This is a genomic window from Sporolactobacillus sp. KGMB 08714, from assembly GCF_036598985.1.
Lineage (GTDB): Bacteria > Bacillota > Bacilli > Bacillales > Sporolactobacillaceae > Sporolactobacillus.
This window is the reverse complement of record NZ_JAUUBW010000010.1, coordinates 13750-36297: the sequence shown is the minus strand read 5'-3', so window position 1 is coordinate 36297 and position 22548 is coordinate 13750. Positions and strand designations below refer to the sequence as shown.

Annotated in this window: 22 protein-coding genes; 18 read left to right on the top strand and 4 right to left on the bottom strand. The window is 47.0% G+C overall.

Annotated features, from left to right (window positions below; all coding sequences use genetic code 11):
- The first annotated feature begins 48 nt into the window (after window positions 1-48).
- The 10 genes from Q6A92_RS05405 (at window position 49) to Q6A92_RS05360 (ending at window position 9795) form a co-directional block, all read left to right on the top strand.
- Window positions 49-762 carry a response regulator transcription factor gene (locus Q6A92_RS05405; RefSeq protein ID WP_274399285.1) on the top strand — a complete coding sequence of 238 codons (714 nt, stop codon included), beginning with the start codon at window positions 49-51 and terminating at the stop codon, window positions 760-762.
- The gene (locus Q6A92_RS05400; protein WP_332237327.1) at window positions 759-2171 is read left to right on the top strand and encodes a HAMP domain-containing sensor histidine kinase; all 1413 of its coding nucleotides are present in this window, start codon (window positions 759-761) and stop codon (window positions 2169-2171) included. The genes Q6A92_RS05405 and Q6A92_RS05400 overlap by 4 nt, the downstream gene beginning before the upstream one ends.
- Window positions 2168-2368, top strand: a complete 201-nt coding sequence (locus Q6A92_RS05395) for a hypothetical protein (RefSeq protein ID WP_274399287.1) — start codon at window positions 2168-2170, stop codon at window positions 2366-2368. The genes Q6A92_RS05400 and Q6A92_RS05395 overlap by 4 nt, the downstream gene beginning before the upstream one ends.
- Window positions 2369-2719: 351 nt before the next feature.
- A complete protein-coding gene (locus tag Q6A92_RS05390; protein ID WP_274399288.1) occupies window positions 2720-2917 on the top strand; it encodes a DUF2933 domain-containing protein in 198 nt (65 codons plus the stop codon).
- A gap of 202 nt (window positions 2918-3119) precedes the next feature.
- The gene (locus Q6A92_RS05385) at window positions 3120-3401 is read left to right on the top strand and encodes a DUF2933 domain-containing protein (RefSeq protein WP_274399290.1); all 282 of its coding nucleotides are present in this window, start codon (window positions 3120-3122) and stop codon (window positions 3399-3401) included.
- Window positions 3402-3762: 361 nt separating this feature from the next.
- Window positions 3763-3939 carry a hypothetical protein gene (locus tag Q6A92_RS05380; protein ID WP_332237326.1) on the top strand — a complete coding sequence of 59 codons (177 nt, stop codon included), beginning with the start codon at window positions 3763-3765 and terminating at the stop codon, window positions 3937-3939.
- A gap of 164 nt (window positions 3940-4103) precedes the next feature.
- Window positions 4104-5960 (top strand): ATP-dependent zinc metalloprotease FtsH, encoded by a 1857-nt coding sequence (gene ftsH / locus Q6A92_RS05375; RefSeq protein ID WP_332237325.1) that lies wholly within the window; start codon window positions 4104-4106, stop codon window positions 5958-5960.
- A gap of 573 nt (window positions 5961-6533) precedes the next feature.
- Complete coding sequence (locus Q6A92_RS05370) at window positions 6534-8648, top strand: copper-translocating P-type ATPase (protein ID WP_332237324.1); 2115 nt, start codon at window positions 6534-6536, stop codon at window positions 8646-8648.
- A gap of 18 nt (window positions 8649-8666) precedes the next feature.
- Window positions 8667-9038 (top strand): cupredoxin domain-containing protein, encoded by a 372-nt coding sequence (locus tag Q6A92_RS05365; RefSeq protein ID WP_332237323.1) that lies wholly within the window; start codon window positions 8667-8669, stop codon window positions 9036-9038.
- A 529-nt stretch (window positions 9039-9567) separates the two neighbouring features.
- Window positions 9568-9795, top strand: coding sequence for a methyltransferase family protein (locus tag Q6A92_RS05360; RefSeq protein ID WP_332237322.1), 228 nt, complete (start codon window positions 9568-9570; stop codon window positions 9793-9795).
- Between the two features lie 277 nt (window positions 9796-10072).
- On the opposite strand, the gene Q6A92_RS05355 is transcribed toward Q6A92_RS05360, so the two are convergent.
- On the bottom strand, window positions 10073-12187 hold the full coding sequence (locus tag Q6A92_RS05355) for a heavy metal translocating P-type ATPase (protein ID WP_332237321.1): 2115 nt from the start codon (window positions 12185-12187) through the stop codon (window positions 10073-10075).
- Window positions 12180-12554, bottom strand: a complete 375-nt coding sequence (locus tag Q6A92_RS05350; protein ID WP_274399298.1) for an ArsR/SmtB family transcription factor — start codon at window positions 12552-12554, stop codon at window positions 12180-12182. The genes Q6A92_RS05355 and Q6A92_RS05350 overlap by 8 nt, the downstream gene beginning before the upstream one ends.
- Before the next feature lie 254 nt (window positions 12555-12808).
- Between Q6A92_RS05350 and lgt the strand changes: the two genes are divergently transcribed.
- Together lgt and Q6A92_RS05340 are read left to right on the top strand one after the other, a co-directional pair.
- Window positions 12809-13645, top strand: coding sequence for a prolipoprotein diacylglyceryl transferase (gene lgt / locus Q6A92_RS05345; RefSeq protein ID WP_332237320.1), 837 nt, complete (start codon window positions 12809-12811; stop codon window positions 13643-13645).
- A 577-nt stretch (window positions 13646-14222) separates the two neighbouring features.
- Window positions 14223-15377: a geranylgeranyl reductase family protein gene (locus Q6A92_RS05340; protein WP_332237319.1), complete on the top strand. Its 1155-nt coding sequence runs from the start codon at window positions 14223-14225 to the stop codon at window positions 15375-15377.
- Between the two features lie 342 nt (window positions 15378-15719).
- Here the strand turns inward: Q6A92_RS05340 and Q6A92_RS05335 are convergent, their stop codons facing one another.
- A complete protein-coding gene (locus Q6A92_RS05335; RefSeq protein ID WP_332237318.1) occupies window positions 15720-16163 on the bottom strand; it encodes an OsmC family protein in 444 nt (147 codons plus the stop codon).
- Between the two features lie 395 nt (window positions 16164-16558).
- On the opposite strand from Q6A92_RS05335, the gene Q6A92_RS05330 reads away from it, so the two are divergent.
- The 4 genes from Q6A92_RS05330 (at window position 16559) to Q6A92_RS05315 (ending at window position 19913) form a co-directional block, all read left to right on the top strand.
- On the top strand, window positions 16559-17446 hold the full coding sequence (locus Q6A92_RS05330) for a cation diffusion facilitator family transporter (RefSeq protein ID WP_274399305.1): 888 nt from the start codon (window positions 16559-16561) through the stop codon (window positions 17444-17446).
- Window positions 17447-17648: 202 nt separating this feature from the next.
- Window positions 17649-17786, top strand: a complete 138-nt coding sequence (locus Q6A92_RS05325; protein ID WP_332237317.1) for a hypothetical protein — start codon at window positions 17649-17651, stop codon at window positions 17784-17786.
- A gap of 590 nt (window positions 17787-18376) precedes the next feature.
- On the top strand, window positions 18377-19567 hold the full coding sequence (locus tag Q6A92_RS05320; RefSeq protein ID WP_332237316.1) for a murein hydrolase activator EnvC family protein: 1191 nt from the start codon (window positions 18377-18379) through the stop codon (window positions 19565-19567).
- A 58-nt stretch (window positions 19568-19625) separates the two neighbouring features.
- Window positions 19626-19913 carry a metal-sensing transcriptional repressor gene (locus Q6A92_RS05315; protein WP_274399310.1) on the top strand — a complete coding sequence of 96 codons (288 nt, stop codon included), beginning with the start codon at window positions 19626-19628 and terminating at the stop codon, window positions 19911-19913.
- Between the two features lie 63 nt (window positions 19914-19976).
- Here Q6A92_RS05315 and Q6A92_RS05310 read toward each other — a convergent pair whose 3' ends face one another.
- Window positions 19977-20390: a hypothetical protein gene (locus tag Q6A92_RS05310; protein ID WP_332237315.1), complete on the bottom strand. Its 414-nt coding sequence runs from the start codon at window positions 20388-20390 to the stop codon at window positions 19977-19979.
- A gap of 245 nt (window positions 20391-20635) precedes the next feature.
- Here Q6A92_RS05310 and Q6A92_RS05305 point away from each other — a divergent pair, with 245 nt between their 5' ends.
- The gene (locus Q6A92_RS05305; protein ID WP_274399633.1) at window positions 20636-21418 is read left to right on the top strand and encodes an SDR family NAD(P)-dependent oxidoreductase; all 783 of its coding nucleotides are present in this window, start codon (window positions 20636-20638) and stop codon (window positions 21416-21418) included.
- A gap of 134 nt (window positions 21419-21552) precedes the next feature.
- Entirely contained in the window at window positions 21553-22548 is a 996-nt protein-coding gene (locus tag Q6A92_RS05300) for a thiamine pyrophosphate-dependent dehydrogenase E1 component subunit alpha (protein ID WP_332237314.1), read from the top strand.

Here is a 22548-nt window from a genome sequence, read left to right as displayed (position 1 = left end):
AAAATGTCATCCGAAGAAGAAAAATCTGTTGTATGATGGGAGAAGGTGATGAGCATGAAGAAATTAAAAGTCCTGCTGGTGGATGATGACTGGAAACTGCGCAATTTGCTGCGCATTTATCTGTCTAAAGAAGGATTTGATACCGTTGAGGCATCAGACGGCCGCGAAGCGATGACGAAGGTTCGCAATCTGTCCTTTGACCTGGTCATACTGGATGTCATGATGCCCAATATGGACGGCTGGGAAGTCTGCAGGTCGATTCGTCAGACACAATCCGTTCCCATTCTGATGCTGACCGCTTTAGGCGAGACCAAGGAGAAAGTACAGGGACTGGAAATCGGAGCCGACGATTATTTAACAAAACCCTTTGATCCGGATGAATTGATTGCCCGGGTTCATGCATTGATTCGCCGGGCATCTTCCGTTTCAACGAAACAGACGGCAGACAACGTCCTGAATTTCCCGGCATTGACGATTGACCGGGACGGGCGCCGGGTTCTTGTCCATGAACAGCCCATCGAGATGACACACAAAGAATTCGATCTCTTTGCCGTACTGGCTCAGAACAGCGGACGGGTTCTGTCGCGCGAGCAGTTAATTGAACAAATCTGGGGCTATGATTTCGAAGGCGATGCCCGGGTCGTTGATATTCATATTAAAAATATAAGAGAAAAATTAAAAAAATCCGGCTTAGCATATAACCCCATCCAAACGACATGGGGAGTCGGTTATAAATTCGAGGCCGAGGTCAGAAGGCCATGAATATCAATCGAATCGGACTGAAATTGGGTGCGGCGATCATTGTACTCATGATTGTGATCCTGGCGTCCGCCGGCTTTGCCGTCGATCGGCTGTTCACTAATTTTTATGATGCGCAAATGAGAGATAACGCACAGGGAATAGCCGATCATTTTACGACGATGGCGGAGTCCGGCGATTCTTCTGTACAGTCCCTGATCCGCAATTTTGCCGAATTTTCCAATGTGAAAGTCTACTGGCTCAGTGATGACGGAAAGGTCCTGACGCTTTCAGGAACAAAACTGGCGGATCCGTCTTTCGTCAGGGCACGTGATACCAAGCGGCTCCTGTCCGGATACCCGGTAGAATATATGTCCGGCAATACAAGCGGCCGGCGCTTTTATGTGGTGGGCAGACCGATCAGGACGGATTCATCGGCCCGGCCGGCGATCTATATTGTCTCTTCTATGACAGAAATTGACAACTCTCTGGGACGGCTCAGAAATTTACTGATGCTGTCCGGTTTAGGTGCCTTTCTTCTTGCGCTGGGTATGATTCTGATCATGAGCAAACTGCTGTCCCGGCCGCTGCTTCAAATGCAGCAAATGACCGAGAAAATGGCGAACGGGAATTGGGATACACGGCTCCGGGTCGGAAGCCGCGATGAGATCGGGATGCTCGGACACTCGATTAATGATCTGGCAGCCAGTCTGCAAAGATACCGGGACACGCGGCAGGCTTTTTTCTCCAATATTTCGCATGAGCTGCGGACACCCGTCACGTATCTGCAGGGGTATGCCAAAGTTCTGACTGACGGACTGGTTGAATCCGACAAGGAAAAAAAACAATATTTGTCGATTATTTATCAGGAATCGCTGCGTCTCGAACATTTAATTAATGATCTGTTCACCCTTTCCAAGATGGAGGAGGGGCAGATCAAACTGAAGCCGGAGCCGCTGGATCTGAGGGAAATCATCCGGACAGCCGTCCAGAAAGTGAAACTCAGGGCAGAAAAGAAACATTTGAGTCTGCAGATGGATCTGCACGATCGGGTGCCTTTCGTCCGCGGGGATCGCCAAAGGATGGAACAGGTCCTGTTAAATCTTCTGGAAAATGCGATCCGTTATACGGAAAAGGGAAGTATTCTTGTCCGACTGAGCGGGCAAAAGGAAGCAGCCGTTCTCTCCGTTTCGGACACCGGCGTCGGTATTCCAAAAGATGAGCTGCCTTATATTTTTGAGCGCTTTTACCGGGTCGAGAAGTCGCGGGCCCGGAAATTCGGCGGAACCGGCTTAGGATTGTCTATTGTCAAGAAATATGTTGAAATGCAGGGCGGCACGGTTCAGGTTGACAGCGAACCGGGTAGCGGCACTACATTCCGATTGATTTTGCCTTATGAAGAAAAGCAAGGGAAAGGCAGGATAAAGTCATGAAAAAAATTGATTGGTTTTTTTCGCTCCTTCTGATCATTATGGGGCTGACCTGTCTTCTTTTTTCTGCAAATGCATTCGGCCATGAAAATTTACTTTCCTTTGGAAAGACTCTTGTCCGGGTTTGCATGTGGCTGGCCTGCCCGGTGCTTCTTTTTGTCGGCTTTTATATATGGTTTCATTTCAGGAAGAAGAGATAACGCTTTTACTTTTTGGATGATGATTGCCTCTTTCGTTCACGGCCGCACTGTGCCGCGAATTTATAAAGGGTTCTTTTCGAAGCAATCGACTCCCTTAAAGAGCGTCCCCATTTCTCGATCAATATTCCCCGGCAACGATGAGTCAATCAGACGTAATGTCGATTACCTCTCTGTAACGGCTGATCAACCAGCTGCTATGGCTGATAAACGGCCCATAATGGCTGCGGTCGGACAATAGATCGATCATCAGCAATCAACATTTTTTGTTAATACTCCGATTCTACATGTTTTCCACACAGATTCCACACAATTCTTTTCTACACTACTAAGTGTAGAGAGGAGGGAAGGACCATGGACCTGAGCTGGCTGCTATTACTTGCCTGTCCCCTGATGATGCTCCCGATGATGTTTATGATGAAGGGACATCATTCAGACACGGATCACTCTGAACACCATAAAGAGGCTAAAGATGCAAATGAACTGAATGCTTTGAAAGAGCAGAACGACCTTCTGCGGGAAGAACTTCAGCAGTTAAAAAATAAGGAATAATAATGGAGGAATGCTATATGTCTTGCTGCGGCAATCATCATCATGAGAGTCATCAGAGCGGGGACCATCAGCACGGAACACATCAACACCTACAGGATCAGCAGAACAAGTTGAACGCAGTCAAAGAACAGAATGAACAGCTGAGAAAAGAACTTCGTCAGCTTAAAAATGAAAAAAGCTGAAAAGTCAGGGAGGGATCAACATGCTTTGTTGCGGAAACCACGATCATAACGATCAGGGACATGAAAATCATGCCCAGAATCATGAAAACCACGACAGTCACGGAACACATCAGCACAGCCATAACTTGATGATGGCCATTTGTTTTCTCATTCCGATTGCTGTCATCGCAGGTTTATTCTTCACGGGCGGTGTTTCAGGTTCGGGCAACCTGCTCATACTGGCTGCGGTTCTGATTTGCCCATTAATGCATCTGTTCATGATGCCGAGCATGATGAAGAAAGGCAATGGTCATCACCATTGATCTGCTGAATGAACGATTTCAACGAGAGCTTTCAATGAGGGGACGAAAAATCGCTCGGGGTTTTTCGTCTTTATTACTCTACCCGCAGAATCAAACAGATGATCCCGCCGGTTCAGGATAAACTGCGGTTCATATGAATAAGCGGCAATCAGGTAAAAACAGCAGCTGTCTCCGTAATTTATCGGCTGTTGCCGCATTATATCAGTCGTTTTCGGAATTTTACCGATCCCCGGAAATGATGTCATCTTCCGAGAGAAGAGGATAACCCCGGGAAGAGCCGATCATACGTTCACTGCACGGTGTGGGCATGAGCTAAAGGAATACTCAAAGAAATTAAAAGTAAAGTGAGCTGAAACAGGAAATGACAAGATCAATAAATAAAGCACAGCCGGGCACTCTAGCCTGGCAGAAACAAAAAATCAGAGAAGAATATGTATACCCGATTTTAGAAAAAGAAGAAGAATTGGCAGCAACAAGAAGGCGGAGGATTTTTAGAAGAAATCTTTATAAAAAAGGACATGTCGGAACAGAGGTTTAGCAATGTCTTTCATGCCATAAGCTTATTTATAATAATATCTGTGATCGCGGATGGCCCTTCTGCGGCCGTACATAAGGCTTTTGAATTTCTGATTCAGGGTATGATAAACAGTGGAAACCGAGCGTCATTTTAAAATGATGGTTTCTTGTCCGGAGAGGATACAAATGAAACGAGTATATAGAAATACAATGATCTATATTTTTATAATTCTGATAGCATTCGGAACCGCTAAATGGCTATCCGGTTCAAATAACGTGATCAGGCCGATGTCTTACAGTACATTCCAGCGCCACCTCGTCGGGGGAGACATCGGTAAATTGACACTTCAACCGGAAGGCAGCACCTATGTCGCCACGGGCCGGTTAAAGAATGACAAGACAAATACAACGTTCAAGACCTACGTTCCGGCAAGTGAACAGGCGATGAATCAGATTACTTCAAGGGACAAACAGTTCAGCTTAACAGTGAGTCCCGAAGAAACAACGCCCGGCTGGATTATATTTTTCACTTCGCTGATTCCGTTTGTTCTGATGGGGTTATTGATTTTCTTTTTTATGAATCGCATGCGGAACGGCGGGGGACAGATGACGAACCTCGGGAAAAGCAAGGCCAGGCTTTATAGCGAGGATAAGCATAGAGTTACATTCAGCGATGTCGCCGGTGCGGATGAAGAAAAACAGGAACTGGCCGAAATTGTCGATTTTCTTAAAGATTCCAGAAAGTTTGCGCTTCTTGGCGCAAGAATACCGAAAGGCGTCTTACTGGAAGGTCCTCCGGGTACCGGCAAAACCTTGCTGGCCCGAGCCGTGGCCGGAGAGGCGGGCGTTCCTTTCTATTCAATCAGCGGATCCGACTTTGTGGAAATGTTTGTCGGGGTCGGCGCATCGCGTGTCCGTGATCTGTTTGAACAGGCCAAGAAGCATTCACCGTGCATTATTTTTATTGATGAAATTGACGCGGTCGGCCGCCGGCGCGGCGCGGGTCTCGGCGGCAGCAACGATGAACGGGAGCAGACCTTGAACCAGCTGCTTGTTGAAATGGACGGTTTTGCCGTTGATGAAGGGATCATCGTCATAGCAGCGACGAACCGGCCGGATATTCTTGATCCCGCTCTAATGAGGCCCGGCCGTTTTGATCGCCGGATTCCTGTCGGCAGGCCGGATTTGAACGGGCGTGAAGCCATACTTCGGGTTCACGCGAGAAATAAATTGCTGTCGAAAACGATCGATTTACGGACGGTAGCCCGGATGACGCCCGGATTCTCGGGAGCCGATTTAGAAAATCTGTTAAATGAAGCGGCGCTGATCGCGGCACGTGCCGGCAAAATTCTCATTGACATGGAAGACATTAATGAAGCCGTTGAACGAGTCATTGCCGGCGTTGCTAAAAAATCACGCGTCATTTCTAAAAAAGAGCAAAATATTGTTGCCTATCATGAGTCCGGTCATACGATTATCGGTCTGGCCCTGGAAGGTGCCGATCAGATACACAAAGTAACCATCATTCCCCGCGGACAGGCCGGCGGCTATACGATATCTCTGCCTAGAGAAGAGCGGCATTTGATGACGAAACCGGAACTATTGGATAAAATTGCCGGATTGCTCGGCGGGCGGGCGGCGGAAGAAATCGTGTTCGGTGAAGCGTCGACGGGAGCAAGCAATGATTTTCAGTATGCAACAAACATTGCCAGGCGGATGGTGACAGAATGGGGAATGAGCGAGAAACTCGGGCCGATACAGTTCGGCAGTCCAAACGGCAGACAGACGCTGCTCGGTCTTATGCAAGGTGAACAAAGTATCAGTGATCGGCTGGCTTATGAGATTGATGCCGAAGTTCAGGGCATAATAAAAGAACAGTATGCACGCTGTAAGAAGCTGCTGTCAGAACACCGTGACCGGCTGGAGCTGATCGCCAAAACCCTGCTGAAAGTTGAGACACTGGAGGCCGGACAAATCAAGGCATTGTATGAAAGGGGAGAATATATAGCACCCGACGGTGATGGCGAGAAAGCGACGTCCTGAAAAGTAAAAAGCTCATTATTTTTTATATCATTACAAACTGTTGTTTCCGGAATGTTATGCACAGATAAAAAGTTGAATTCTGAAGACAGGCAGATATAAGGGAAACGTATTTTTTTCAATGTTTTGAGCTGTAAGTAAAGAAAGCGTTTCTGTGAAATTCAGCAGGAACCTCCCGCAGCCGGTGAACTCATTTCAGACGTTTTAGGAAACCTGTGTCAGCATCATGTTCTCCCGAAGGAACCGGATCCGCGTGCGTCAACTGAAGGAGAATCCCATTTTCACAACCATTCAAAATTGAAAAGCGGATGCGTACATCAAAAAAATGAATTCAGGGGAAAAAACAGAAGAGTTTTGTAACCCAGTGATATTCCTTTTTGATTTTAACAGATTCTACATGCTTTCCACTCAGGTTCTACACGATTACCGGCTAGTGTTATCCATGAAAGAGGAAAATCTTTGTAAAGGTCATACCCCGCTCCGAATATATACAGCAATCTTTTTATAAACATTTGTCTGGAAACAGCAATCCGGGACGTTATCTTTTATCAATTTATGCGAGGGGGAGAATGCACGATGGAAGCAGACAGTACACAGCACATTTACGGGCATGAACACCGGATGCATGGACATGAGGTGATGAGCCATCAAACGATGCAGGATCAAAACCGGCCGGAGGATTCTTCTGAAGAACGGGAATATCGCTCTTTAATGAAGAAATGGTGGCGGGCAGCAATTATATCCGTTCCTGTTATTTTAGTGTCTTATCCCAATTTATTTGGATTGGGAAATCTATTCCCGATGGGAAGCGGACAACTGTGGTGGGCACGGCTGATCATGGGACTGCTTGCCCTGTATGTTGTGATCCGAAGCGGCAGTCAATTCTTTATCGGCACTTGGGAAGGCTTGAAACAGCGTTCCGCCAATATGAACACGCTGATCGCGACCGGCGTCTCGGCGGCGTGGCTTTATTCGCTGGTCGCCCTGTTCTGGCCGCAGATTTTTCCGAGACCGGAAATGGCCGATGTCTACTACGATGTCACCACCGTTGTCACAGCGCTCGTCGTTCTCGGATCGGCACTGGAAGTGAGAGCTAAAGGGCGTTCATCCGAAGCGATTAATAAACTGGTCGCCCTTCAGCCGCAGACAGCCAACGTTGTCAGGGATGGAAAAGAAGTCAAAGTGCCGTTAGAGGAAATAAAAATCGGCGATCAGATTGTTGTCCGTCCCGGTGAAAAGATTGCCATAGACGGAACCGTTGTCTCCGGAAGTTCAGCTATTGATGAGTCGATGCTGACCGGGGAATCGATACCTGTGGAAAAGAATGAAGGCAATGATGTTTTCGGAGGGACGCTGAATAAAACAGGAAGTTTTACGTTCAAAGTCACCAAAGAGCAAAAGGACTCGGCATTAGCCAATATTGTGGAAATGGTCAGGCAGGCCCAGGGATCGCGTATTCCCGTGCAAAAAGTTGTCGATCAGGTTTCGTCATTCTTTACTCCGGGTGTCATTATTGCGGCCATACTCGGCTATATCGTCTGGTATGATTTCGGGCCGCAGCCGGGATGGGTCTACGCATTGATTGTCGCGGTGACGACCTTAATCATTGCCTGCCCGTGCGCGCTGGGCATGGCAACGCCGATGTCCCTGACCACCGGCATCGGAAAAGGGGCGGAGAACGGGATCTTAATCCGCTCCGGAGAAGCGCTGCAAATTGCACAGAAACTGAAAACGATCGTCATGGACAAAACCGGCACGATCACGGAAGGAAAGCCTTCACTGACGGATATCGTTCCCCTTGGAAAATTTACCGAGGAAGAACTTCTCCTCATCAGCGCTTCGATCGAGCAGGGATCCGAACATCCGCTGGCCTCCGCTATTGTGGAAAAGGCCAGAGAAGAAGGGTTGGCGACGGTTAAAAGTGAGGGCTTCCATGCGATTCCGGGACATGGAGTCGAAGGAACGGTTGATGGGAAAAAAATCTATTTCGGTAATTTAAAACTGATGGAAGAAAAGGGCATTCCACTGGACGGCTTTAACCGTTATGCCGCTACGATGTCCGATCAAGGAAAGACGCCGATGTTTCTGGCAGTTAACGGGGAAGCCGGCGGGATCATCGCAGTAGCGGACACTGTCAAGGAGGACTCGTTTTCCGTCATTCGTGAATTGCAATCCATGGGCTTAGAGGTCGTGATGATTACCGGGGACAACGAGCGAACGGCCCGCGCGATCGCCAGGCAGGTTGGGATTGATCGGGTCCTGGCGGAGGTGCTTCCTCAGCATAAGGCGGAAAATGTCCGCAAGCTTCAGGAAGAAGGGAAGAAAGTGGCGATGGTCGGCGACGGAATTAACGATGCGCCGGCACTCACGCAGGCTGATGTCGGCATTGCCATCGGAACCGGAACGGATGTCGCCATCGAAGCCAGTGATATTACCCTTATTTCCGGGAGCCTGAAGGGAGTCGTCAGCGCCGTCAAGGTCAGCAGAGCGACGATGAAAAACATTTATGAAGGCTTGTTTGGCGCCTTTATTTACAACGCGATCGGCATTCCCATTGCTCTTGGTATCCTCTATCCCTTTACAGGCATTCTGTTATCGCCGCTTGTTGCCGCGGCAGCCATGGCATTCAGTTCCTTAACCGTTGTCCTGAACGCCAACCGTTTGAAAAGACTGAAGTTCAAGTTCAATTAAAAAGGGGAGATGATCTGCATGAATTGGATCGTTACAGTGGCCGGACTGTTATTAATTGGTTTGATCGCCTGGTTTTTCTGGGGGCTGAAAAAGGGAGGAAGCCTAGCAGAAACAAACGCTTCCGGCTATCAGGAAGCGAAGATTTTAGTCAAGAATGGATATAATCCATCCCGTATCGTTGTCAAAAGCGGGAAGCCGGTCCGATTTGAATTTACCCGTGTTGAAACGGGAGCCTGTGACGGAATGGTCGTCTTTCCCGATTTTGAGAAAAGTGCGACGCTGCCGGAAGGAGAAAAAGTCATTGTCGATCTTCCTCCGATGAAGACGGGATCCTATGACTTTAGCTGCCAGATGGGCATGTTCAGAGGAAAGATTATTGTGAAAGACTGAATAAATATACATGAACCTCAATTCATGTATCCCCGTCGTGAAGGCATCGATTCCGAAAAACGATCGTTTGCACGAGCGGCGATTTATTGGAAAAGGAGTATATCCTGCGCGGACAGGCGTTACATGGCGGAAACTTCTGACCTTTTTTTCGGTCCGCTGCTGCGTAGTCCTGTAAATCGTGGTAAATCGTAAACGGACCGGAATCAATAAGCGCGGATAATCGGAACAGTAAGTCGTACCTGTACTCCGAAAAACAGGGCGGACAAAGCGTCGACTCCCATAATCGGAACAGTAAGTCGTACCTGTACCCGATTGATTGAATCAAACGTGAGATCGACCGCGGCAGGCAGTTTAACAGTTTATCGGTCGTTATACTCGGATTATCGGCCGTCGCCGGCGCTTAATCGGTCTTCAGCAGATGGTAAACCCGGTTCGTCAACCGTGACGGCAGTTTATTGTGGAAACGCTCTCCGTCTTTTGAGAGATAGATAGTCTCAGGAAAAGTCGATCATCAATTAAGGGCACAGGAGTGGCCATCATCGGTTTCCTGATTCAATGGCCGACATTGATTACTCTGATCATGGCTCCCACTCCCACGTTATTGATTATGTACAGGAGACTGGCAAAAAGGGAAGAGCAAATCATGATTCATGAGTTCGGCGGAGACTATCTGGAGTATATGAAAAAAGTGCCCGGATTTGTTCCCAGAATTCATTTTCCCGGCTTCACTAAGAGAGAACAGACTAAAGGAAGCTGACGGATGATCCTGTCTTTATGTTTTCCTGCATGATTTTTTAAATAGTTATTGCTATGTATGATATTGATACGCACTCCCTGAATCGTTCTGTGATGAACCTGAAAAAATGGATCTTATTTGTAATGATAAGAGTAAAACGGTACTGCTCCATCATAACCGGCCCTGTTCACTTATACGTCTGTCATCTTTCATAATCAAGCTCAAACCCCCTGAATCGGAGTTTAATTGTCCGGCTTCAGGGGGTCACGTTTATACAGGAGGTTACTTTTCTATAACTTTACTCTTTAACTTTCGTGAGCCGTAAACTGTTCAACGTGACCACTATTGTCGCTCCCACATCGGCTAAAATAGCAATCCAAAGGGTCAACAGGCCGGGGAAAATAAGCAGGATAGACAAAGCCTTAATAGTCAGCGAGAACGTTACATTTTGCTTAATAACGGCCAGCGCTTTGCGACTCAGTTTTATCGTATAGGGCAGTTTTGTTAAGTCATCGGACATGAGAGCAATGTCGGCCGTCTCCAAAGCGGTGTCTGTTCCGGCGCCCCCCATAGCAATACCCACAGTGGCTTCTGCCAGTGCCGGGGCATCGTTCACCCCATCGCCGACCATTGCAACCTTTTGTTTCCCGCGGTAGGACTTAATATAGGCCAGTTTTTCTTCAGGCAGCAATTCCGCTTTAATATCAGAAACACCGGCTTCTTTCCCGATTGTCCCGGCTGTTCTTTTGTTGTCGCCGGTCAGCATCACGGTTTGTTCAATGCCGGACTGGCGGAGCTTTTGGATAACATTTCTCGCTGAATCTCTCAGCTGATCAGCCACAGCAATAACAGCAAGAACACTTTTGTCCGTTCCCAAAACCATCACCGTTTTTCCCTGCATCTGCAGGCCGATCACTTGATGATGGACCGTTTTTTCAATACCGTTCGTCAGAATTTCTTCAAAAAGGTTCGGGCTGCCGATATAGTATACGGTCTGCTTAACTTTGGCGCTGACACCTTTACCTGTAATCGATTGAAAATTTTCAATCGCAATATCATTAAATTTTAGACGTTCTTCCTCGGCTCTTCTAACAATAGCCGATCCGAGCGGATGCTGAGAGCCTTTTTCAAGAGCGGCCGCCAGGGTTATCATATCTTTTTCATTATCTTTGAAGGCCACCACGTCTGTAACCTCCGGAACTCCTCTCGTTAACGTACCGGTTTTATCAAAAGCAATGACCTTGAGGGAACCGGCTTCTTCCAGATGAATCCCGCCTTTGATGATGACACCGTTCTTGGCGGCGTTTCCTATTGCCGTCACAATAGCGACCGGTGTCGAAATAACGAGCGCACACGGACAGCCGACGACAAGCAGAGCCAGCCCAAGGTAAATCCAATAGCCCCAGGAAGCTCCCGTAGCTAATGGAGGAACTATTGCTAAAAGTACGGCAAAAATAATAACTGCCGGTGTATAGACTTTCGCAAAACGGTCAACAAAAGTTTGAGCAGGAGCTTTCTCCGCCTGTGATTCTTCCACTAAATGGATAATCTTCGAAAGGGTGGTATCTTCAACTTTTTTGGTGACTCTGACTTCCAGCAGCCCTTCTTCATTCAGTGTCCCCGCAAATACTGGATCGTCAATCGTTTTTGTTACCGGAACCGACTCGCCGGTGATCGCTGACTGGTTTAATGTCGAGGTTCCCTTCGTTACCACACCGTCCATCGCCAGCTTCAGGCCCGGCTTCACGATCATGATGTCGCCGATCCGGACGTCTTCTACCGGGACAGTGAACTCACGGCCGTCCCGGCGGACCAGCGTCTCCTTAGGGGCAATTTTCATCAGAGATCGGATCGATTCTCTTGCTTTATCTCCGGAGTAGCTCTCTAATGCTTCGCTGATTGCAAAGAGTATCACAACCGTTGCTCCTTCCTCAAACTTTCCGAGCGCGGCGGCCCCCAGGATGGCAATCGTCATCAGGGTTTCCATATCAAAGTCGAGATGGATTAAGTTTTTGAATCCTGCTATAAACAAAGCATAACCGCCGATTACAATCGCGGCGATAAAACCGATTGTCGGAACAAGGCTCCGTTCTCCGTATCGAATCCCTATAATCAGGCTAATGAGCAGTAAAACAGCCGAAAGATACACTTTAATATTTTCTTTTTGCTTCCAGAACGGAATCTGTTCAACGGCTGGTTCCGATTCATCGCGCACCTTTAAATGCTCGAATGCCCCTGCTTTCTCCAACGCTTCAATCGTTGTGTTTCCGGTCACTGCAATTTTGGCCGCAGCAAAATTGACCTTGGCGTCGGCGACACCTTCCAGCCGTTTGACGTTTTTTTCGAACGTATTGGCGCATGCTACACAATCAAACCCCTGAACGCGGTAAGACTTGACTGGCTGTTCAGACATGTACATTCCTCTCTTTTCTATGTGTTAATGCAATGGAGATGATCTGCCTGATGTGCTCATCATCAAGCGAATAGAATGCCATTTTCCCAACTTTCCGGTATTTAACCAGTCCCTGTTTCCGAAGCACGCGCAGGTGATGGGACGCTGTTGCAACTGATGAGCCAATAATGTTTGCCACATCACAGACGCACAGTTCTTTCTCCTGACACAGGGAATAGATAACTTTAGCTCTGTTTTCATCAGACAGTGCTTTGAACACTTGAACGATACGGGACAAGTCATCGCGCTTATTTTGTAAAATGCCCCGGACCCGCTGAACCTTGTCTTCGTCATAGCAATAAATTTCACATACATCTTTTTCGACCATTTTGTCGACCCCGCTATCATTCAAACAGCTATTTGATTATATTATACATCGTTATTTCTTTTATTCAAAAGGAAATTTGAATGTTTTTCTGTGAGTCCGGCCTAACAATTGTCCGGTCGTTAACTGCAGAAAAATAATAATGACTTTTTTTATTCTTTCGGCCGATCTCTGAAGCCTTAATTTATTTTTAATGGTTAAATTTATCACTTCCACATTGTTTCCACACATGTTTGCTTTAGGATACAGGTTATCAAATGCTATGGATAGAGAAGGATGGATCAAAGTTCATGTGGTTTCCGGGACCCGTTTTATTCAGAATCGGATCGATACCGATAAATACTTTGGGAGCGGCGGTCGCTCTGGCTACGCTTCTTGGTTTATGGATCGTCAATCGTGAGGCCGGCAGGCAGGGCATCCATGCCGATTACTTGACCGAATTTGCTGTTTATTGTGTACTCGGAGGAGTTGCAGGGGCAAGGTTATGGTTTGTACTTTTCATGTGGTCCTATTACGCCGCTCATCCTGCAGAGATTTTTATGATCTGGATGGGGGGACTGGCAATACAGGGCGGCATTCTCGGCGGAATTTTAACAGGAATCCGGCTCGCAAAAAAGCACAGGCTGCCGGTTTGGCAGGTCGCGGACATCGTGGCTCCGCCGCTCATACTCGGGATGGCCATTGGCCGCATTTCGGATTTTCTGACCGGCGATGCCTATGGTATTCCAAGCCGTTCATTTCTCGCTGTCCAGTATCCTCCGGGAACGTTTGTCTACAATGTATTCGGCAGTACGCCGGTATTGCCGATGACTTTATTTGAAGCGATCGGCGACCTGATTATTTTAGGCATGCTGCTTCTGATTAAATACAAGAAACCATTCCAAGGTTTTCTGTTTCTTCTGATGCTTGAACTATACTCGGTTTTAAGATTCGTGCTGGAATTCTGGCGAGGCGACAGTCTCAGGACCGTTCTGAATTTGAAAGTCGCCCAGCTGACCGCTCTGGCCACGATTTTAATAGCCATTGGTTTTATGATCGGGTGCTATAGGCAGACAAAAGGACATCGCAGAAAGCTGCGGAGCCGGGAAAATTAGAGAGAGACGATATGGGAAAAAGAGAATCAGGATCAATCTCGGAAATGAAAAAATCAGGTCGGAAAAAAACGTGGCTGAAGTCTGCAGGATCCGTTCTGTTCGCTATCATTGCCACGTCTCGCCACTGACTGCATATATTGTTGATTACCGTCGGCCTGACGTCGATCGGGGCGGTTCTATTTAATAGGCCCTCCCGTTTTAAAAATCATTCTGCTGCTCATTTCCCCGGCCATTTCAATCCGTTTTCTGTTCACAGCGAAATGCAAACGGAAGCATGAACGATCCGTCGCATCGGTGTATGTGACTTCTTCGTTTCTTTCGATCACGATCGTCTTTTCCACCGTATCTCAGACCGTCGGCGCGATCATTCAGCCTCCTTCGGGCATGGAGAATACAGACCTCAGACCCCGTAAACACACATAACCATCATGGTGATATTAAATAAACAGCGGTAAAATCATCTATAACAGACAGAAAGAAAGCATGGGATGCTTTTCTGCCATTACGATGATGCAGATATCGTCATCTACATCAGATCTGTAAAGGATGAAAGGGCGCAGAATCGGGGGGCAACAAAATGGATGCAAAGATTTATGATGTGATCATTGCCGGTGCGGGTCCCGGCGGCAGTTCGCTTGCGGCGAAACTGGCCGAAGCGGGACTTCATGTTTTGATGCTGGAGAAGCAGAGCTTTCCGCGCGATAAAGTCTGCGGCGGCGGGGTAACCAAGAGGGCTTTTCTGAAAATGCCGGTCGATATTACACAGGTTATTCGCGATCGGGTTACTTCGTTTGTCACCGTGGAAGGAAATCATGATTTTCAGGTGTTTAGACACAAAACACCTTTTGTTTTTATGGTCTTGCGAACCGAATTGGATCAATTGCTGGCGGAACATGCCGCTGACTGCGGTGCAGAGCTGAAGGAAGATTCGTTTGTTAAAAAAGTCGTCGAGCACCGTGATCGGGTGGATGTATTCACAAGAAATGAACACTACTCGGGCAGGTATTTGGTCGGGGCCGACGGCGTAAACAGTCTTGTTGCGAAACAGGCCGGGTTAATGTCGGAACGAAGAAAGACTCTGGCATTAGAGTATGAATTCAGATGCGACCGGACGACAGCGGTAAATTATAAAAACAGGATCGTCATTGATTATACAAGTGTGCCTGGCGGATATGCCTGGATTTTTCCGAAAAATGGAATTCTGTCGACAGGCATCGGTTCTTACTCGTTAAATCAGAAACAGATGGACCGCTATCTGCATTCATTTCTGGACAGCCGGAATTTAAACGGAGATTTGCTGAGCGCGAAGGGAGCTTTTTTGTCTGTCGGCGGGATCCGCCAGCCAATCATGACACAACGGACGGCATTGATCGGGGACGCTGCCGGACTGGTTGATCCATTTGCCGGCGAGGGCATCTACTATGCTTTATGGAGCGCTGAATTGCTTGTCGGCCATTTAATAGAAACGTTTAAGGAAGGTAATAAAGAGGCTTTCTCGGCCTATCAAAAAGATGTCGATCAGACGATCATGCCCGAACTCCGAGCATTGTATCAGTTCAGTCAGGAATTCTATGAAGACCCGAAATTCATGCAAAAAATGGTTTCTCGTTTTCCTAAATTGTTGAACCTGGTTTTTGATGTATTGGAAGGAAAAAGAGATTACGGCAAACTGTACAAGAGATTCAAAATAGTTAAATCATATGGCCGCTTCTTCAATCTGAAAAGCCAATGAGCCACGCGGAGACAAAAAGGGGGGAAAGTAACTTATGAAGAACATGCCGTCCTGGTTGCCGGGTTTACCGACGACTCAATATTTATTAATAATCCGCTTGGAGGCAGCAATGAGGAAGTCAATCGAAATGATTTTGAAAAAGCCTGGGAACAAATGAGAAAACAGGCCATGAGTTATAATAGAACGGTGAACAGTCAATAAATAAAAAGCGACCGACAGCTTTCCGGATCAAGCTCTGTTTTTCCGGAGGCAGGGCGGGCTGAAACAACCGCGAATAGGTTCTGCCAATATTTCGGATCATATATAAATCCCCCGGATTTTTATTCGGGAGATTTATATAGCTTACGGTTCTATTGTTATTTTTGCCGGATCAATTTTTACTCCGTTTCCGATACTGTCGCCGACCGGGCAATGTTTTTCAACAAATTGAATAAATTTCTCAACTTGTTCTTTCGATGCGTCGGTTTTTATATGCATATTGACTCTTATATTCTGATAGCCGGGCCTTACATCGGATAATCCTAAGAATCCATCGGTATCCAGATCGCCTTCCAGCTCCACCCAAAAATCTTTCAGAATAATTCCCTGTCTCTGTGCAAAGGTTGCGACCGCTATGGTTTGGCAGGAACCGAGACTGCTCAGCAAAAGTTCGACCGGGTTCATTCCGGTATTGGTCCCGCCCAGGTCTTCCGGTTCGTCACCGATAATCTTAAACCCTCTTGATTCCGCTTCAACGGCCAATCCTTTTTTTCTTTTTACAGTAGCCTTAAAAGTTTTCAACGGCATAAAAGTCGTCTCCTCTCGAATATGGGATAATCGTTATTATATGAATTATAGCACATTATTCATATGTTATTACTTGTTATTCCTTTTCATTGACAGACGTTATGGTCACAAAGTGACACTGAGTTTATAAATTTGAAATGAACAGACCTGATGTTCTTTGTACGATGGGTTTAGATGCAAAGCTTATTGGAAATGCCTGATGATCATTAGTGATGAATGGGTGAGCGAGAAAAGGGCCATAAAGCGGGCTCTTATGCAACTGATTAAGTTGCTCAGGCAAAACACATTTTGATTGTGGTAAATTACATTCTTAACTGAAAAAAGATTGTTGTAGACCCACCTGCCGGCCATTTGTTAACATGAATCTACGTAAATAAATACGAGGGGGAAAAACGATGGAACCATCAAGAGTTGCATTTCTGTCTGTACTGAGCAATACACTCGTGGTGGCCTTAAAAATCATTGTAGCGATTATTACCGGTTCTGTAGCCGTGCTGTCTGAAGCTATCCACACGACACTTGATCTGGCAGCGTCGCTCATTGCTTTTTTCTCGGTACGCATATCGGGAAGACCGGCTGATAAAATCCATCCTTACGGACATGGTAAAGTCGAAAATATATCGGGCACTGTTGAGACGCTGCTTATCTATGCGGCGGGTATCTGGATCATTTATGAATCTGTAAAAAAATTGATTCAGCCTGAACCCATACAACTTCCCGCTCTGGGTGTGATGGTTATGCTGGCCGGTGCGGCGGTCAACTTTTTTGTATCACGTTTAATTGACCGGACGGCCGAGCGAAGCCATTCCGTGGCGATGAAGTCTAATGCCTTTCATTTGCTGACAGACGTATATACGTCGCTTGGTGTCGCCGTCAGCCTGCTGCTGGCTGCATTAACCGGATGGTCTGTCCTGGATCCGATGATCGGCATTGTGCTGGCATGTTTTATCATGTTTGAAGCAACAAAACTGATGAGGGCCTCTTTCCCTCCGTTATTAGATGCACATCTTTCGGATCAGGAAGAAAATAAAATTATGAGTATTATTGAAACCTATAAAAAAGAGTACATCGAATTTCATAACTTTCGTACAAGACGATCAGGTCCGGAGGAGTACATTGAATTTCACCTTGTTGTTCCTTCCCACCTTGAAATCGACGCTGTGGAAGAATTATCCGATCAGATCGAGGAGAGTATTAAACGCGAAATTCCCCGGGCCCAAATTCTCATTCACGCTGAACCGGAATATGAGCGAAAACATTCTCCGAAGAAAAAGGATTTTTAATGACGGGTACCTGTAACTGCTTTGTTTGCTATTTTGAGAGCCTTTTGTAACGCGGCTTCAAAGCAGTATCATGAGTTTCTTAAGTTCACAAATGAAAGATCAGCTTTTACGAATCTGAATTTGCGAGTTCCTCATGTTGCATTTTTGCCGGACAAGGCGGTTGATTGTATCAACCAAACTTTACCCTTGGAGGCGATTGGCGATGGAAAAGATTCACCCGCACAGTCATGGGCGTGCTGACGGCGGTATCCTGCAGAACCAAGAGGCGACCCGGATATTGCTTCTTTCTCCCAATGCACTGATAGCGGCAGCCGTTTTTCAGGCAGTCATTGTTCAGTGACCGAAAGCACGGTACTGCTGGCAGACACCATGGATAACTTTGCCGATTCGCTGACGTCGATGCCGCTTTGGATCGCCTCTGTTTTAAGCCATCGTTTTATATTAAACTTGATCGATTATGAAAAGCCTCCTGATTTCAGCGGGAGGCCGTTTTTTTTTCATTCTTGCGAATGTACCGGTAAGCGCCGATTCTCCGGGCATACCGGATCGATCAAATCCCTTCCCGCTTCAAGAACGGTTTGTTAAATAAATTACCTTCATCTACAGGATGATTTTTGGTCCGCAATTTTTTAATTTCCAGCAAAATAACTGATTTCATCGGCTTTCGACATGGATTCTGCATATTCATGGGTTGCGATTTTCATAGAGCAGAACGAAAGGGGATGAAGAATCAACATAAAATTTTCCCGAACCGCGGAATACATCAAATGAAATAAAAATGTTACCTTTTCCTGTCGGAATTTGTCACATTCAATTGCTATCTTAAAACTATTCACAGCAGCCGCTCTATTCAATTTATCAATTCTGAACGGCCGCTTTATGACCCAATGATCAACACGAATACACAACGTGCAGAGGGGAACGGTGATTTTGAAAAGAAATAACATGACAAAAACGATTGCTTTCGGACTTGCCATGCTGATCACAGCGGGCTATGGTGAAAACGGCGCTCTGGCGGCTTCCCAATTCAACGAAGTAAAAAAGAAACAAATTGAATCTCAGAGCGGCACGGTTAATAACCGGCTCTCAGAGAATGTTCATCAGCAGGATTCCGTAATTGCCAGTATTAAATCATCTGATAAACATATTCAGACGATTAACAGCCAAATAACCGGCAAAAGAACTGAGATCGGCCGCAGCGAGGCTGCCCGGGTTCTTCTGACAGGCCGGATCAATCTGCTCGCAAAACGGATTGACGAGAGAAACAAATTATTAAAAGAACGTATACGATCCGTCTACATAAACGGCGGTGCAGTCAGTTATCTGGATGTTCTTTTTGGAGCAAAAAGCTTCGGTAATTTTCTGGATCGCGTGATTGCCCTGAAAATGATCACCGATCACGATAATCAAGTGATGGCAGATCAGAAACGGGATCAGAAAGAGCAGGTTTCAAAGCAGGATAGGCTCAGGCGGGAATTGAAAAAAATGCAGGCGAACTTGTCTGATTTAGAGAAACTGAAAGTAAATCTTGATCAGGAGCAGAAAGAACAGCAGAGCGAACTGGCCCTGCTGAGAGACAGGGCTTCCAAAATCAAAGTAGAAATGATGGCAAAGAGTGAAGAAACGGATAATGCGAAGGTACAGTCCGACATGATCCGCTCTCAGGCTGATTCTCCCGCGATTCCTGCGGTGCAAAAAGATTCTGCCGATACGCGTTCTGCAGGCTTTATCAGGCCAGCGGAAGGCTATATTACATCCGGTTTCGGCTTCCGATCCTTTGATAACCGTTTGCATCCCGGGGTTGATATCGCCAACAGTATCGGAACACCTGTCAAAGCGGCAGCGGACGGCGTCGTCTTCAGGTCCTATCAATCATCAAGCTACGGAAATACGGTGATGATTTCCCACAGAGCCGGCGGGAAATTGTATACAACGGTCTATGCTCACTTATCTTCTTATAATGTGTCTGCGGGCCAGAGCGTCTCACAGGGACAGCTGATCGGCAAAATGGGCAGTACAGGCGAATCAACCGGATCGCATCTGCACTTTGAATTGTACATAGGTCCGTGGACTCCGGCTCCGCACAATGGTTCTGTTAATCCGATGAATTATATTCAATAAACAGCTCTTTTCAGTAGATTAAAAGTTTTGTAAAAAAGATAGTTGGACGGAAGAAAAAATGGAAACCCAACATGAACAGCCCAAGTATCACCATTACAAACAAATTATCAACCGCTTAGCCAGGATCGAGGGACAGGTGCGCGGCGTAAAATCAATGACAGAAAAGGAGCGGGATTGCCCGGAAATTCTTCTGCAAATCGCAGCGATCAAAGAGGCGCTGAATGAAGTCGAAAAATTAATGCTTCAGGATCATTTGCAGGACTGTATGACGGATGCCCTGCATCGCGGCGACGAAGGAAAAATGCTGGAAGATCTAAGCAAGGTGCTGAATCATTTGGTTCTTTAAACGATTCAGCTCTGCTTCCGCCTCACATGGACTGAATCATCTATTCGGATGAGCGGTTCTTTTTTATTTTAGTTTTGAGATTTTCACCCATTTGTCATTAAGAGATCCGACGCTTACTTTGTTGCCGGGAGAGAAACATTTGAAGTGTTGCATATTGTGAATGGTAATGACCGTTATCTTGCTGTTATTCTGCAGCTGAATCTGGTTGTGGCACCTGCTGATCCCCCGTTGATCGGGCTTGCAGTCGGTATCCGTTTTGACCGTTCCTTTTATCGTTTTTGTGACAGGGCTGCCTTTATAAAGCTGTGTTACATATTCATTGTTCTGGCCGTTATTCTGCCAATTCATTGACGCGATCATTTTATCGACCGGCTGCGGCTTTGCGGATAGTGAAAAATGACGGAAAACTTGCCAGGATATCGCTGCAAGTGCAATGATTAAAATTGAAATAATGATCAGTGTCCTTTTTTTAGCCATCTTAGCATCTCCTTTTGTCCATTGGGGGTGGGCGGAACTCTAGTGAGCTGTCCAGACCGCCTTTCTATTGAATCATCTTTTTAAGACTATGACAATAGCGGTACGGTGATGCTGCCGGGCTGTAAGAAGACAGACTGCCCGGAAGATGAACAAAGGGATCGGATCAGCGATCTTCGGCTGTCTGCAGCGTCGGCATGAACTTTCAACAATTCAATGACAGTGTCCAAATGAAGGAAAGTGAAGAAATGCTTGATAAAAAAGTGGTTGTGATCACCGGAGCTTCAAGCGGAGTCGGCCGGGAGACAGCCCTTCTGTGTGCTGAGAAGGGAGCAGAAACCGTGCTTATTGCGCGGAATTCCGAAAAATTAAAAAATGCCGAACGCAAAATCAGAGAACGCGGAGACAGCGCCGGCAGTTTTACGCTTGATGTTAGGAATTGCGGCCAGGTTGAAAAGGTTTTCGGAGAGATAGCCGGCAAGTACGGCCGAATAGACGTTTTGGTGAATTGTGCGGGTATCGGTCAATTTGCGCCTCTTGTTTCAACCGATATGGAAGACGTGAAAAAGATGTTCTCCGTCAATGTGATCGGCCTGATGGCCTGCACAAAAGCGGTGCTGCCTCTGATGATCCGGCAAAAAAGCGGGCAGATTGTCAATGTCGCTTCAATCGCCGGAAAATTGGCTACGCCGAAATCAACCGTTTACGCGGCAACAAAACATGCCGTCCTCGGTTTTTCAAACGGGCTGAGAATGGAAGTGGAAGATAAGGGGATCCGGGTCACAGCCGTTAATCCGGGTCCGATTCGTACAGCTTTTTTTGAGACGGCCGACCCGGCCGGCACGTATGCGGCCAGGGTCGGTCCGTTTATGCTGGATCCGAAAACCGTCGCCCGCCGGATTGTACAGGCCGTTGAAAAGAAAAAACGAGAGATCAGTCTGCCTTGGTATATGGGCCTCGCTGCAAAAATTTATCAGTTATTCCCCGTGCCTGTCGAAAAAATCGGCGGCCGCTGGTTTAGAATGAAATAATGGCCGTTGCAATATTCCGTATGTTTTGCAAAAACAAGCCGGATCGTTTATTATTGAATAGCAAGAAAACGCTTACATCAGATGCCGTTATGGCTCGGTGTAGCAATATTCATGAATAGACGGGAGGAGACAGAATGCAAGCCGGAACGAAAGCATCTGCAGGAGACATGACCGTTGAGAAGGCGAAGTGGATCTATAAAAAGATGCAGGAAATCCGCCAATTCGAAAATGCTGTCCACGGAATTTTCGAAAAAGGCAAAATTCCAGGATTTGTACACCTCTACGCCGGCGAAGAAGCCGTTGCTGTCGGCGTCTGCGCCCATCTGACTGAAAGTGACAGTATTACGAGTACACATCGGGGACACGGACATTGTATTGCCAAGGGATGCGATATCGATGGCATGATGGCGGAAATTTACGGCCGGGCAACCGGCCTCTGCAAGGGAAAGGGAGGTTCGATGCACATTGCCGATGTTTCCAAGGGAATGCTGGGAGCCAACGGCATTGTCGGCGCGGGACTGCCTTTGTCGATCGGCGCAGGCCTGACGGCTAAGGTGAAGCAGACGGATCATGTAGCCGTTTGTTTTTTCGGAGACGGAGCGAGCAATCACGGGACATTCCATGAATCGGTCAACATGGCTGCGATCTGGAAGCTGCCGGTTATTTTTGTCTGTGAAAATAACGGGTTCGGCGAGGCATCGCCCTTCGATTATGCCGCGGCCTGCGACCGTGTTTACGATTTTGCAAAGACGTATAAAATTGCCGGTGAAACCGTCGACGGCCGCAATCTGCCGGACGTCTATGAAGCCGCCGAAAGAGCCGTCGGCCGTGCCAGGAAAGGGGAAGGTCCTACTATTATCGAATGCCTGACTTACCGCGATTACGGACATTTCGAAGGGGACACGCAGACTTATAAAGATAAGGAGGTTCAGGAACGCGCGCTGCATGAAGATGATCCGATCTTACGATTCCGTAATTATGCCGAATCGCATGAACTGCTCAGCGCAGAAGAAGTGAAAAAAATTGATGCCGACGTTCATTCCGAAATCGAACATGCGGTCAAATTTGCCGAAGAAAGCCCGTTCCCCGATGCTTCACAACTGACAACCGATGTTTATGTCTCCTATTAA